The organism is Paenibacillus sp. S02 (assembly GCF_019454065.1).
GTDB classification, from domain to species: domain Bacteria; phylum Bacillota; class Bacilli; order Paenibacillales; family Paenibacillaceae; genus Paenibacillus; species Paenibacillus polymyxa_B.
Genome location: NZ_CP073682.1, coordinates 6,028,378 through 6,042,027 on the forward strand (window position 1 = coordinate 6,028,378; position 13,650 = coordinate 6,042,027).

Consider the following 13,650-nt stretch of genomic DNA (forward strand, 5'->3'; position numbering starts at 1 on the left):
TGCTAACAGCCTCTCTCCTTGAACATGTATCAATAGCTATATCATTCTTGTCCTACAAATAAATCGGAAGCACCTGATTTGTTTGATCGCGATTACGCCCAACCGAGAAAATAGCAATTGGGATACCTGTCAGATCAGACACGCGTTGTACGTAATTGCGTGTAGTCTCAGGCAGTTCCTCCAGCGTTTTCACACCAGTGATGTCTTCGCTCCAACCTGGCATTTCTTCATATACCGCTTCGCACTCCGCCAGCATTTTCAGGCTAGCCGGATAATGCGTAATCACCTCACCGCGGTACTTGTAACCTGTGCAAATTTTCACTGTTTTCAGGCCAGTCAATACATCCAGCGAGTTCAGGGAAAGACCCGTTAACCCACTGACACGACGGGCATGACGCACAACAACGCTGTCAAACCAGCCAACACGACGAGCACGACCTGTAACCGTACCGTACTCATGACCTGTTTCACGAATGTAATCGCCGACTTCATCGTTCAGCTCAGTTGGGAAGGGTCCATCACCTACACGAGTGGTGTACGATTTAGCTACACCGATGACTTGTTGAATCTTGGACGGGCCTACACCGGAACCAATACATACGCCGCCAGCCGACGGGTTGGAGGACGTAACGTACGGATACGTACCTTGGTCGATATCAAGCATAACGCCTTGCGCACCCTCAAACAGTACCTTTTGATTTGCGTCAATCGCATCATTCAACACAACAGACGTATCCCCTACATAAGGACGGATAAATTCGGCATACTCCAGATACTGTTTCAGTATTTCTTCTACGTCCAGCGGCTCGCCGCCGTATACTTGTTCAATCACTTGATTTTTTTCTTTCGTTTGGTGGCGCAGCTTCTTTTCGAATTCCTCTGCATCCAGCAAATCAGCAATACGAATACCGTTACGTGCAGCTTTATCCATATAAGCAGGGCCGATCCCTTTACGGGTAGTACCAATTTTGTTAGGACCTTTGCGGTCTTCTTCCAGCACATCCAGCGTCATATGGTACGGCATAATCACATGTGCACGGTCACTAATGACCAGATTTTTTGTGGAGAAGCCATTATCATGAATGTAAGTAATTTCTTCAATAAGAGCGGCTGGATTGACTACCATGCCGTTGCCAATAACACACTTTTTATCTTCATAAAAAACGCCGGATGGAATCAGGCTCAGCTTGTACTTTTTACCGTCAATGAGAATCGTATGACCAGCATTGTTTCCGCCTTGGTAACGGGCCACCACTTCAGCGCTTTCCGCCAGATAGTCCGTGATTTTACCTTTGCCTTCGTCTCCCCATTGTGTTCCCACAACGACTACAGTTGACATGTTTCATTCCTCCGTGGAGTGCCCACAGACACTCTGATTTTGAGCTGACACACTACGCATATCCGACTTCAACCGCCTGAGCGAGCAGATATGGAGCGTTCTCGGACAGCAGGAAAAAACGTCCGTCGCAGACATTCCGTAGGTTCGGAAAGCCCCGGGCGTATTGTTCTCCCCACTGCGTTGAAGCAGCACTATAAGTGTAACAGCACCATTTTTTAAAGTCAAATAAAAAGCGAACATTATATTACATGAAAATAGTATTGTTCGTAATTGAGAGTTTCATTCCTTATATGAAAATACGTGAATCCTATAAAAAAGGACCCTTCCGAGAGCGCGAAATCCGCGTCGAAAGAGCCTTTTCTAATGATACTAATATGTTATCCGGCGAACGCATCCGAATGGGCACGCTCGTAATTAGCGAATTTATTATAATTTTTGAGAAAGACCAACTCTACCGTACCGACCGGGCCGTTACGCTGCTTGGCAATGATAATCTCAATAATATTCTTCTTTTCTGTTTCCTGATTATAGTAATCATCCCGGTACAGAAACGCCACGATATCAGCATCCTGCTCGATAGAACCCGATTCCCGCAAGTCACTCATCATCGGCCGCTTGTCTTGACGCTGCTCCACACCCCGGCTCAGCTGGGAAAGGGCAATTACAGGCACTTCAAGCTCACGGGCGATTTGCTTCAATGTCCGTGAAATTTCGGATACCTCCTGTTGCCGGTTCTCGCCTGCTTTGCCTCGTCCGTGAATAAGCTGCAAGTAGTCGATTACGATCATGCCCAGTCCCTTTTCCGTCTTGAGACGGCGGCATTTGGCACGGATATCAGCCACAGTGATGCCGGGCGTATCATCGATATAGATTTCCGCCTCTGACAAGGCTGCAATGCCCATCGTCAGCTTCGCCCAATCGTCGTCGCCTTTAAATTCACCTGTCCGCATGACGTTCGCGTCCAGATTGGCCTCGGCGCAAATCATCCGCTGCACGAGCTGAGCGGCCGACATCTCCAGACTGAAGATGGCTACTGTCTCTTTTGCCCGAACTGCAACGTTTTGCGCAATATTCAGAGCGAACGCTGTTTTACCTACGGATGGACGGGCGGCCACAATGATCAAGTCATTGCGCTGGAAACCCGCCGTCATCTTGTCCAAATCAACAAACCCGGACGGAATCCCGGTCGTATTGCCCTTGTTCTGATGCAGCAATTCAACGCGGTCAAACACTTCCATCACGACATCGCGGATGGCAATAAAACCACTACCTGAGCGCCCGTTGGATATCTCCATAATCTTGCGCTCAGCATCGCTAAGCATACCAGCGACATCCTCGCCACTGCTATAGCCTTCGCTCACAATCTGTGTAGCTGCACGAATCAAGCGACGAAGCATCGCTTTTTCTTCAATGATCTGGGCATAGTAATCCACGTTAGCCGCTGTTGGCACCCCGTGAGCCAGCTTCGCCAGATAACTGACACCGCCGATATCCTCTAGCTGTCCCTTGTCCTGAATTTTCGAGGTCAGCGTAACCAAGTCAATCGGCTGTCCGGATTCACCCAGCTCAATCATTGCTTCGTAAATCATCTGATGAGCCTTATCATAAAAGTCCTCGGTCTGCACCCGCTCCATTGCGGTAATCAGTGCTTCAGACTGGAGCAAAATAGACCCGATAACCGCCTGTTCAGCCTCCAGATTTTGCGGAGGAATCCGATCAAAAAATTCGCCGCCCATAATTATTCTTCAGTCACCTGTACTTTCAGCGTAGCTTTGACCTCAGGATGAAGCTTAACGGTCATTTGAGTCACGCCCAACGTACGAATCGGTTCTTCCAGCTCAATTTTACGTTTGTCCAGCTTGATGCCAGTTTTAGCTACTGCCTCCGCGATTTGCTTGCTTGTAATCGCGCCGAACAGCCGTCCACCTTCACCAGCCTTCGCCTTGAGCTGAACCGTTGTCTCTTCCAGCTTTTTGCCGAGCGCTTGCGCCTCTTCCTTTTCCTCTTGCTTGCGCTTTTCCTCAGCAGCATTCTGATTTTCCAGCGTCTTCATATTTCCTTCTGTCGCTGGACGGGCAACACCACGCGGCAACAGGAAATTCGCTGCATAACCGTCCGACACTTCCTTAATTTGCCCCTTCTTGCCTTGGCCCTTCATATCTTTAATGAATATCACTTTCATTCAAATAACCCCTCTTCCCCATCAATTTCGGCCAGCACGTCGACCACTCTGCGCTTAGCTTCCTCCAGCGGGCAATCCAGCTGAACCGCCGCATTCGTCAGATGTCCTCCGCCGCCTAGCCGTTCCATGACGACCTGTACGTTCATGCGTCCGAGTGAACGGGCGCTGATCCCCACCAGGCCGTCAGGACGTTCACTGACCACAAAGGAGGCCAGTACATCCGTCATATTGAGTAATGAATCCGCCACCTGAGCAATCAGGAGCTGCGGTATTTTCTGTCCGGGCTCAGTTACCGCAAATGCGATATGCCCATATATCATTTTAGCATGCTTAATAATTTCCGCCTTAGCAATATATTCATCCAGGTCCTCTTTTAACATGCGCTGGATCATTACTGTATCTGCCCCACTACGCCGTAAAAAGCCGGCCGCCTCGAATGTACGCGAGCCTGTATGCAGGGAAAAATGCTTGGTATCCACTGTAATCCCCGCCAACAGTGATGTTGCCTCCAGCGGTGTCAGTTGGACCTTCTCATGGATATATTGCAGCAGCTCGGTCACCAGCTCACAGGCCGATGACGCATATGGCTCCAAGTAGATCAGAACCGAATCGTTAATAAATTCCTCGCCCCGACGATGGTGGTCGACAACCACCACCCGGCTGGCCGTTTGCACCAGACGCGGCTCAATCGTCATTGAGGCCTTGTGCGTGTCCACCACGACCAGCAGACTGTGCTCAGTCATCAGCTGGAGCGACTGCTCCGGCGTCATGAGCGCTTGCGACAACTTCTCATCCTTGTTTACCTGCTCCATCATTCGGTCGATAGACGGATTTGATTTATCCAGCACGATATATGCCTCTACATTGTAGAGTGCCGCAGCCTTCCACACACCGATGGCCGCTCCCAATGCATCCATGTCCGGTATTTTGTGTCCCATGATCAGTACGCGGTCGCTCTCCTGCATCAGGTCACGCAGCGCATGTGCAATGACTCGGGCACGCACCCTGGTACGCTTCTCGACAGCATTGGACTTGCCTCCATAAAAGGACAGGCGCTGTCCCGCCTTCACTGCTGCCTGATCACCACCACGTCCGAGCGCCATATCCAGACTGGATTGGGCCAGCTCGCCCAGCTCCTTGATGCTCTCTGCACCGAAGGACAAGCCGATACTCAGTGTCATTGGTACTTTCAAATCCGCCGTCATTTCCCTTACGGTATCCAGAATGACGAATCGACTTTGCTCCAGCTCCTGGAGCGCTTTATGATTCAGCATAATGAGATAACGCTCGGATGACAATCGGCGCAAATAAATATTGTACTGATTAGCCCAAGATGTAATCTCGCTTGAAACCTTCGCAATAAGCGCGGTGCGCTGCTGATCGTCCATCCCCTGAGCAGCCTCGTCCATATTATCGAGCATGACGATACCGAGCGCCAACCGCTCGTTTTCATACTGCTTGCGTAGCACCGCCAACTCCGTTACTTCATACAAATATATCAGACGCTCATCGGGCACGATCAGAAACTGATAATGACGCTCATCATGCTGTAGCTCCACCTTCAGCTCACGAGCAGGCTCCTTTGTTTCCTTCTTGGTGCTTAGAGCACCTGCGAGTTGAGGAAACAAATCTTGAAGAGACTCACCAATCAGCGATTGCTCTTCGAACATCTCCCCGGCAAACCGATTGTGCCATTCTACCGTTCGATTTTCACTGTATAAAATGATGCCGAACGGCAATGTACTAATCGCTTCCCCTTCCACCCGCTTGATCCGGAAGGAAAGACCGCTGATATATTGATTCAGTTCCCGACGAAAATCCAATTCCGTCTTCAGCATCAGCCCGCCGAGCAAGAATGACAGCAGCAGTCCTATCACACCCAGTTCCCAGTTGTACATGGAAATACATATGACAAGCACCAGCAGCAGTAAAAACGCCCAGACCGTCTGATAGCCGTGCCAGCGTTTTTGTAGAAATTTAGGCATGACTGTTCACCCTATTTCTTTGATCTTGTAATAGCTTCACGCAGCGGAAAGGCCAAATCAATAATACCTATAATGCGGAGCGGCTGGAACACCAGAACGACGAGCGACAGCAGCAACGCAATCACCGGGCTCATTTTACGGCTATGCGTCCAGAAGTATACAAAACCAATCGTCTGGATAATAAAACATGCATGAATCAGCGGCAGCATACTAATGGAAACCATTTGAATCCAGCTGCTATCGGAAGACCCTGCTATCCATTCAATTACAATTGCCAGCAGATAATACCAGATCAGCGCGCGCGGTAGCCTCCACTCGCGAGCAGGCTTCATTTTGCGTACCGGTACATCGAGACTGCTCAATGCCGGACGTGCCAAAGCATGCGTAATCACCGCCAATATGAACGAGGTCATGATCAGCACATACGGAATTTTTCCAATCAGCATTGTACCGAGTTTCTGCGTATCCTCCGCTGTCCAGTTCATGTTTGAAAACATCGGATTAGCACTCAAAACCTGCTGTACTATACTTGCCGATATCGCGGCCTGATCACGAAGGTACTGCGAAAGATCAAACCCAAAGGAATACGTAGCGATAAACAGAACAACCAACAACTCGGCTAAAATAATGCCCATTCCGGTCATCAACGCCTGAAAAGCAGGTCCTCCCTTTTTATATATCCGTCCCATCATTATTGAAGGAATCAGAAAGTAAATCGCAGGGAGCAGCGAATACACATCGAGTAGCGCTATAATTAACAGCACCGGTATGACGTGGACCAGAAATCCTTTGAAAGGCAGCGATGAAAACAATACAGCGCCAGGCACAATCAGCAAAAATACGGTAATGATTCTTAATGGTGTCAATAGAGTCAGCAGCAGAAGCAAATAAATGACGCTCCATGCTACAGTTGCCAAGCGGAATTTCAACGTTTTCACCTCTTACGCATATGTTCTTCCAGTGCGGAAATGTCCTGATACCAATCCTCCAGCTGGTGTCCTTCTTTTCTGTGCTTTCTTAGCTTGTCGATGAGTAGATCATCCAATTCACGGTAAGACACTCCAAGGCGCCTCCCCAAAATATAACTGCTCATCACCAAACTCGCCAAACAATCACCAATGCGGGCTGTACTGCCTTCCCACATCGCCTTAAACAGACGGGAGACTTGGTCAAGCACCTCTGTTTTAAGCCATTCAATAACCTTGGCTCGTTTAACTACATCCATTTCTTTAGGCATATGATGAAGAGTCACACCCCTCTGAAAAAGCTTTATTCTCCATTATAGCATATCCTATTCTGAAAATAACTGTTACCCCATAGGGTAAATCGTTATTTTCGGAGCAGCTTTGCTGCTTATTTTAGCTTGAAGTATTAAGCGATTCCCTGGACACAAATTTTTCACAATACTCAATAATCTGGCTGCGACGTACAATGCCAATAAACCGTTCCATATCATCCACAACGGGCACAAAGTTCTGTACCTTAGCCAAATTAATTAAATCCTCCATGTTCGCGTCAATGGATACGGGCTTCATCGTAACCCGCAACGGAACGTCCTTGAGCATAAACTTAGAAGCGTTTTCAAAGGTGATTTTCCCCTCGGACTCTTTCATATGCCACAACAGATCACCTTCTGTAACTGTACCTGTATATCTACCTTCTTTATCCAAAATAGGAACTGCTGTAAAACGGTGATATTCCATCCGTTCCAACGTTTGCCGTAAAGTAGCATCCGCCGTTACACAAGCAACTTCCTGTTTGGGAAGCAAGAAAAAAGCGATGTTCATGAGAAACGAATCCCCCTCAAAATCAAATATAAATCAATTGATTATTCACTGAATGTCCTGCTTGTCGGGAAGCCTCAGCGTCTGCGGGGTTGTATCGGAATCTAGCCAGTTCGCAATCATAAGTCTGGCATATTCAAGTTCCTGTTCATTAGCCCGGTCATAATACAGGCCCTTCTTCTTGAACCCTTCCCCCGTAATCGTAAAACTTGAAATTTGCGGATTCCCATGCGAAATAGCCTGCTTGCCAAGCCCAGTAATAAAAGTAGGTTCCATATCGGTTTTGAAATTGGCTCCCATAATATCAAGCAACTCCGGGATTTTGGTAATTCCGTTGATATTCAGTAACTTATCCGCCATAGCGTTCAAGAAAATTTGCTGCCGTTTTGTACGGTTGAAGTCGCTATCTTCCCGATATCTAACATAATACATGGCTTCCTCACCATTATAAAGCGGCTTGCCCGCCTCAATACGGAACTTGATATGCAGCGGGTTCTTATTCTCAATGGGCTTGTCGATGGGAAGCACAACTCCACCCACTGCGTTCACCGCCTCCTGAATACCCTGGAAATTAATCGTAGCATAATAATCGGCCTTATGCTCCATCAACTTCTCTACTGTAGCCATGGACATATCTGCGCCTCCGAACGCATAAGCATGCCCCAACTTATCAAAATCATCCTCGCCATCGCGATTCGGATCATGTCCGACAATCTTTACGTACGTATCCCTTGGAATGGAAATCAAAAGAACACGCGATTCTGCGGGCCGTACTACTGCATACATAACCGTATCCGAACGACCACGCGCCTTTTCATTTGGCCTTTCATCTGTACCCAGTAACAGCACCGAAAAGGGTTCCTTACGGTAAGCTACTGTCTCTTGCTGCTGCTGTTCACCGGATTGTCGCGGCTGATAGGATTTCTCCAGCTTGCTTTCCAACGTCGGTGATACAAACCAATCAAAAGCCACCAGTGTCAGCTGTTTGCGGAATAGGTAGCCTCCCACTGCAATCAAAAATAAAACAATACATGAAATATATAGAGCGGTAAACCTCTTTTTCTTTTTGGGCTTTCCACTGGACCTTCTCTTATGTCTTCTCTCCATAACAGGTACCTTCCTTCTTTCCGTCACAAATCCCATCTCTTCATTAAACCGAATTGGTCCCTCATGAAGCGAAAACTTCCCCTCAAAGCATAAAAGGTCTGCTACCTTGTTGTCAAAAGTATCATGGCGTGGTCAGCTTCTCAAATTCATACCAAAAAAGGCTTCGACCTCACGGTCAAAGCCCCAATTCATGTTTATATTCGTATCCTATGTAGCTTTCAAAGTCATTTTTTTCCTTAATGTGGGGCCAGTTTCACCAAATTTTGCAGTCGCACCGGGAAAGAAGTCGACAGGGCAAAACCATAATCGAACAACCTCCGTGTCTGCTCAAAACGCTCCTCCTTGCTCGGTGCACCCAGCACCACAGCAACTAGCCGTCTTCCATGCTGCTCAGCTGTACCCGTGAAGCAGTATCCAGCATCGCTTGTGTACCCTGCTTTCAGTCCGTCCGTTCCCGCGTAAGAGTACGGTCCAGCCAAGGAAGGCAGCATCCAGTTCGTATTACTAATGTAGATGCCTTTATCCTTCAACTCCATCTGTGTACGGCTGGACGTTCTCAAAATCTCCGGGTGTGACGTAATCAAATAGGAGGCCAACTTCGCCGTGTCGCTTGCTGTCATTTTCGTTTCTCCCCGAATATCCTCAGGGTGATTCGGCCCCAATTCACTCTGACCTGCCCCAGAGGCATTGCTGAAGCGACTATCGGATGACAACCCGATTTGGGCAGCTTTTCCATTCATACGCTTCACAAAAGCTGATTCATTCCCTGCTGAACGCTCCGCTAACGCGACAGCGGCATCATTCGCTGAATACACAACCATACTCTGGAACAATTCGGATACCGTCATCCTTTCACCATACCGGAGGGACAGATTTACACCGCCCACCGTACTCGCGTAACGGCTAATTCGCACTTCATCATTCCAGCCTAACCGTCCGGCCCGAATATCCTCCAGCACCAATAGCTCAGTCATGAGCTTGGACATATTTGCGGAAGGCATAGGCGTATCGCCGTTCACATCCATCAGTAATTCCCCAGTATGCATGTCCATCAGCACCGCAGCCTCTGCATCCACATTCGGCTTTCCGATCAACAGGCGGGGTCCAAGTGTAATAAAAATCAATATAATAAGTACCGGGACGACAATAGCCCAACGTAACCAATGTTTTTTCATCATCGTAATAACCTCCATACTTTATTAGACGATGAAAAATCCATTTTGTCTGCAATTTTTCGAAAAAAAGATACAATTTTTTTACCTTTTTTATTCCACGGCAAAATATCCGTCAATTCTGCTTTCAGAATGACGGATATTTTGCTTCCTAATTATTATATTTTAGGCAAAATGACAGGCTACAAAATGCTGATCGCCCGCATCGCGATATACCGGAGTCTCTGTTTTACAACGTGCTTCTGCCATAGGACAACGTGTATGAAACTTGCATCCTGAAGGCGGATCGGCCGGAGATGGGATGTCTCCTTTCAACACAATCCGTTGTCTCTTGATCGTGGGATCAGGAATCGGTACTGCCGATAGCAGCGCCTTCGTGTACGGATGAAGCGGATTACTGAACAGTTCCTCCTTGGAGGAAAGCTCTACCATTGAACCCAGATACATCACACCAATCCGGCTACACAGATGCTCGACTACACTTAGATCATGCGAGATGAACAAATAGGTCAATTGGCGTTCCTGCTGCAAATCACTTAACAAGTTAATAATCTGGGCCTGAATAGACACATCTAGAGCAGATACTGGCTCATCAGCCACAATAAAATCAGGATTCAAAATCAAAGCCCTTGCAATCCCGATCCGCTGACGCTGGCCGCCAGAGAATTCATGCGGATACCGATCATAATGATACGAGGACAGCCCACAAATATTCAGCGTTTCATTGACCTTCTTCCGCAGCTCACTACGATCAATCAACCCGTGATCCAGCAACGCCTCACCAATGGCTTCACCGACCTTAATTCTCGGATTCAGTGAGCTAAAAGGGTCCTGAAAGACGATTTGCAACTTCGGACGAAGCGCACGAATCTGCTCTTTGTTTAACGCGTGCAAGTCTTCGCCTTTGTATCGTACCGATCCCTCTGTCTTATCCATCAATCTGAGAATCGTGCGTCCAATCGTACTTTTGCCGCAACCCGATTCTCCTACCAGACCGAAGGATTCACCCTTATGAATGTTAAAGGATACATCATCGACTGCTTTTACATGTCCGACAGTACGCTGAAAAATCCCGCCTGTGATCGGGAAATACTTTTTCAGCCCTTCCACTTGAATCAAAGGCTCGCTCATATCCGTTGCCCTCCTTCTTTCTCATATAGCCAGCAGGCAACCTTATGACCATTCTCCTTTTCATTCAAAGGAGGAGCCTGATCCTTGCAGATTTGCATACAGTGGGAGCACCGATCATGGAAATGACAATTTTCCCCCAACTCAATTGGGTTTGGAACCTGTCCTGGGATGGAATACAGTCGATCCATTTTCTGATTAATGACGGGCTTTGCCTTTAATAAGCCTTGAGTATATGGATGCTGCGGATTTTTAAACAGCTCAATGACAGGCGCCTCTTCAATGACGTTTCCAGCATACATAACGACCACATAATCAGCCATTTCTGCCACGACACCCAAGTCGTGCGTAATGAGCATAATGGACGTTTTAAGCTTATCCTTCAAATCCCGCATTAAATCCAGAATCTGCGCCTGAATCGTAACATCCAGTGCCGTTGTTGGTTCATCCGCAATCAATAACTTCGGATTACAGCTTAATGCGATGGCAATCATGATCCGCTGGCGCATACCGCCACTCAATTCATGAGGATAGGAATGAAATATTTCCTCTGAACGTGAAATCCCCACCAAATTAATCAGCTCAATTGCCCGAGCATGTGCTTCTCTTTTACTCATTAATGTGTGCATCAGCAATGGCTCCGTGATCTGTTCCCCAATCGTAAGCACGGGATTCAGAGAAGACATCGGCTCCTGAAAAATAATCGAGATGTCATTGCCGCGAATTTGCTGCATTTGACCTTTATTGAGTTTTAGAAGGTCCTTGCCCTCAAACCAGATTTGTCCGTCTGAGGTGTGGGGAGAATCAATTAAGCGCATCATCGTCATCGCAGTTACACTCTTACCGCAACCAGATTCTCCTACCACACAGAGCGTTTCACCCTCACGAATTTTAAAACTGACGTCATTGACCGCTTTGACAGTTCCGTTAGAGGTATGAAAGTGGGTTTTCAGGTTACGAAATTCAATCAAAGCATTTTCCATAAACGTTCGTCTCCTACTTCTTCATTTTAGGGTCCAGCGCATCACGCAAACCGTCGCCAATCAGGTTAATCGCTACAACTGTAATTAGAATACACATTCCCGGTGGGACCCATATCCAAGGCCGTTTGCGGAAGTCAATTAGGTTATTTGCAGCCGATATCATGTTCCCCCACGAAGGTGTGGGCGGCACAACGCCGATTCCCAAGTAACTGAGCGCAGATTCTGTAATAATCGCACCAGCCACTCCAAGCGTAGCCGTAACAATAATGGTAGGAATCGTGTTCGGCAGCAAATGTCGGAATATTTTGCGGCGGTCTCTCAAGCCTAGCGCCTCCGTCGCCTGCATGAACTCCTGTTCACGCAGCGTAAGAATCTGCCCCCTGACCAGACGGGACAAGCTAGTCCAGCTCAGGACCCCGATAATAAGCATCAGAAAATAAATGCGATTCGACGGATCGACCTTCAAATCCGACAGAACAGCACCCAAAATAATAAGCAACGGTAATGTAGGGAGTGCCATGAAAATATCGGCAATCCGCATAATAACCGTATCCACGCCTTTACGATAAAACCCTGCCAGCGCACCCAACGTCGCTCCGATCATGACCGAAATAAACGTGGCGACCAGTCCCACCGTCAAGGAAATACGGCCGGCCAGCATTGTACGCAGTAAAATATCTCTACCAAACTTATCTGTACCAAGCCAGTACTTAGCATTAGGCAATAAATTTTTGTCAGCTAGCTTGTAATCATCTAAATGATAAGGTGAAATCATCGGTCCAAAACTACAAATGATAACCATCAGAATTAATATAACGAGACCAGCCAAAGCCAGACGGTTTTGGTTAAAACGGCGAACGGCGATTCTCCATGGAGACGCTTCAGGACGGATCGCCGCCTTTTGATTCGTTTCAATCGTGACTGTTTCTGCGGACAATAGTATCCCTCCTACTTCAAGCGAATTCTTGGATCTGCCATGCCATACAATACATCAGAGAGCAAATTACCGATAAGCGTAAGCAACGCTAAGAAAATCGTGAAGCCCAACATAAACGGATAATCCCGCATACTAATCGATTCCAGATAGACCTGACCCACACCCGGCCACACAAATACCTTCTCCAGAATCATCGCCCCACCAAATAAGGCCGGAAGCTCGAAGCCAAGTAGTGTGATGGCTGGAATCAGTGCATTGCGCAGTGCGTGCTTGAAAATAACCGTACGTTCCTTCAAGCCTTTGGCGCGTGCGGTACGAATATAATCCTGACGAATGACCTCCAACATGCCTGTACGGAAATACCGGGTCAGACTTCCTGTGCTCAGCATCGTAAGTACGAGTGTCGGCAGGAACATATGCTTGAGAACATCCACCATATAAGCCCACGAGCCTGGCTCCATCCCTGCTGTGGTCATGCCCCCAACCGGGAGAATTCCCCACTCCAGGGCAAATATTTTGATGACCAATAGACCAATAAAAAATGAAGGCAGCGACATACATAAGAAAATGAATAATGTGACAAACTTATCGAATAACGAATATTGAAACTTGGCTGAAAATACTCCTGCAATAACCGCAATCAACCAGCTAAAAATAAGACTAAAAAAAGCGATAATAAATGAGTTCCATACATAATTGCCAATGACCTTCGTTACCGGCTGCTTATGCTGTAATGAATCCCCCATATTCCCCTTTAACATATTACCGGCCCATATAAAATAGCGTTGGTACTCCGGTTTATCCAGCCCGTAGATATGTCGTAGCTGCTGCGCCTTTTCGGCCGTCATATTCGGGTTCTGCTTGGCTGTAATATAATCACCCGGCACCATGGCTGAAATCGCAAATACGATAATGGATATGCCAATAAGTGTGGGGATGAGTTGCAGCAGTCTTCGAATAATGTACTGCTTCATATTCATTCCTCCAGACGAATAAAGTGATATGCCCAGCTCGTGAGAGCTGAGCATACGAT

The 13,650-nt window shown here is 47.5% G+C and carries 13 protein-coding genes; all 13 read right to left on the minus strand.

Annotation, left to right across the window (positions count from 1 at the left end; genetic code table 11):
* Nucleotides 1–52 precede the first annotated feature (52 nt).
* Complete coding sequence (locus KAI36_RS26885) at nt 53–1,339, minus strand: adenylosuccinate synthase (RefSeq protein ID WP_025723148.1); 1,287 nt, start codon at nt 1,337–1,339, stop codon at nt 53–55.
* A gap of 377 nt (nt 1,340–1,716) precedes the next feature.
* Nucleotides 1,717–3,075 (minus strand): replicative DNA helicase, encoded by a 1,359-nt coding sequence (dnaB, locus tag KAI36_RS26890; RefSeq protein WP_023991136.1) that lies wholly within the window; start codon nt 3,073–3,075, stop codon nt 1,717–1,719.
* Between the two features lie 2 nt (nt 3,076–3,077).
* A complete protein-coding gene (gene rplI / locus KAI36_RS26895) occupies nt 3,078–3,521 on the minus strand; it encodes a 50S ribosomal protein L9 (RefSeq protein ID WP_013312788.1) in 444 nt (147 codons plus the stop codon).
* Nucleotides 3,518–5,506 (minus strand): DHH family phosphoesterase, encoded by a 1,989-nt coding sequence (locus tag KAI36_RS26900; protein ID WP_220026509.1) that lies wholly within the window; start codon nt 5,504–5,506, stop codon nt 3,518–3,520. Before KAI36_RS26900 ends, rplI begins: the two co-directional genes overlap by 4 nt.
* Nucleotides 5,507–5,517: 11 nt before the next feature.
* On the minus strand, nt 5,518–6,435 hold the full coding sequence (locus KAI36_RS26905) for a DUF2232 domain-containing protein (RefSeq protein ID WP_023991139.1): 918 nt from the start codon (nt 6,433–6,435) through the stop codon (nt 5,518–5,520).
* Nucleotides 6,436–6,440: 5 nt separating this feature from the next.
* Nucleotides 6,441–6,743: a MazG-like family protein gene (locus tag KAI36_RS26910; protein WP_013312791.1), complete on the minus strand. Its 303-nt coding sequence runs from the start codon at nt 6,741–6,743 to the stop codon at nt 6,441–6,443.
* Between the two features lie 121 nt (nt 6,744–6,864).
* Complete coding sequence (locus KAI36_RS26915) at nt 6,865–7,293, minus strand: CBS domain-containing protein (protein WP_013312792.1); 429 nt, start codon at nt 7,291–7,293, stop codon at nt 6,865–6,867.
* Nucleotides 7,294–7,338: 45 nt separating this feature from the next.
* A complete protein-coding gene (locus KAI36_RS26920; RefSeq protein WP_220026510.1) occupies nt 7,339–8,397 on the minus strand; it encodes an LCP family protein in 1,059 nt (352 codons plus the stop codon).
* Nucleotides 8,398–8,633: 236 nt separating this feature from the next.
* A complete protein-coding gene (locus tag KAI36_RS26925) occupies nt 8,634–9,575 on the minus strand; it encodes a D-alanyl-D-alanine carboxypeptidase family protein (protein WP_023991141.1) in 942 nt (313 codons plus the stop codon).
* 159 nt (nt 9,576–9,734) lie between these two features.
* A complete protein-coding gene (locus KAI36_RS26930; RefSeq protein ID WP_025723143.1) occupies nt 9,735–10,700 on the minus strand; it encodes an ABC transporter ATP-binding protein in 966 nt (321 codons plus the stop codon).
* Nucleotides 10,697–11,680: an ABC transporter ATP-binding protein gene (locus KAI36_RS26935; RefSeq protein WP_025723142.1), complete on the minus strand. Its 984-nt coding sequence runs from the start codon at nt 11,678–11,680 to the stop codon at nt 10,697–10,699. Before KAI36_RS26935 ends, KAI36_RS26930 begins: the two co-directional genes overlap by 4 nt.
* 13 nt (nt 11,681–11,693) lie before the next feature.
* Complete coding sequence (opp4C, locus tag KAI36_RS26940) at nt 11,694–12,617, minus strand: oligopeptide ABC transporter permease (protein WP_220026511.1); 924 nt, start codon at nt 12,615–12,617, stop codon at nt 11,694–11,696.
* A gap of 11 nt (nt 12,618–12,628) precedes the next feature.
* Nucleotides 12,629–13,591, minus strand: coding sequence for an ABC transporter permease (locus KAI36_RS26945; protein ID WP_023991143.1), 963 nt, complete (start codon nt 13,589–13,591; stop codon nt 12,629–12,631).
* Nucleotides 13,592–13,650: the final 59 nt, after the last annotated feature.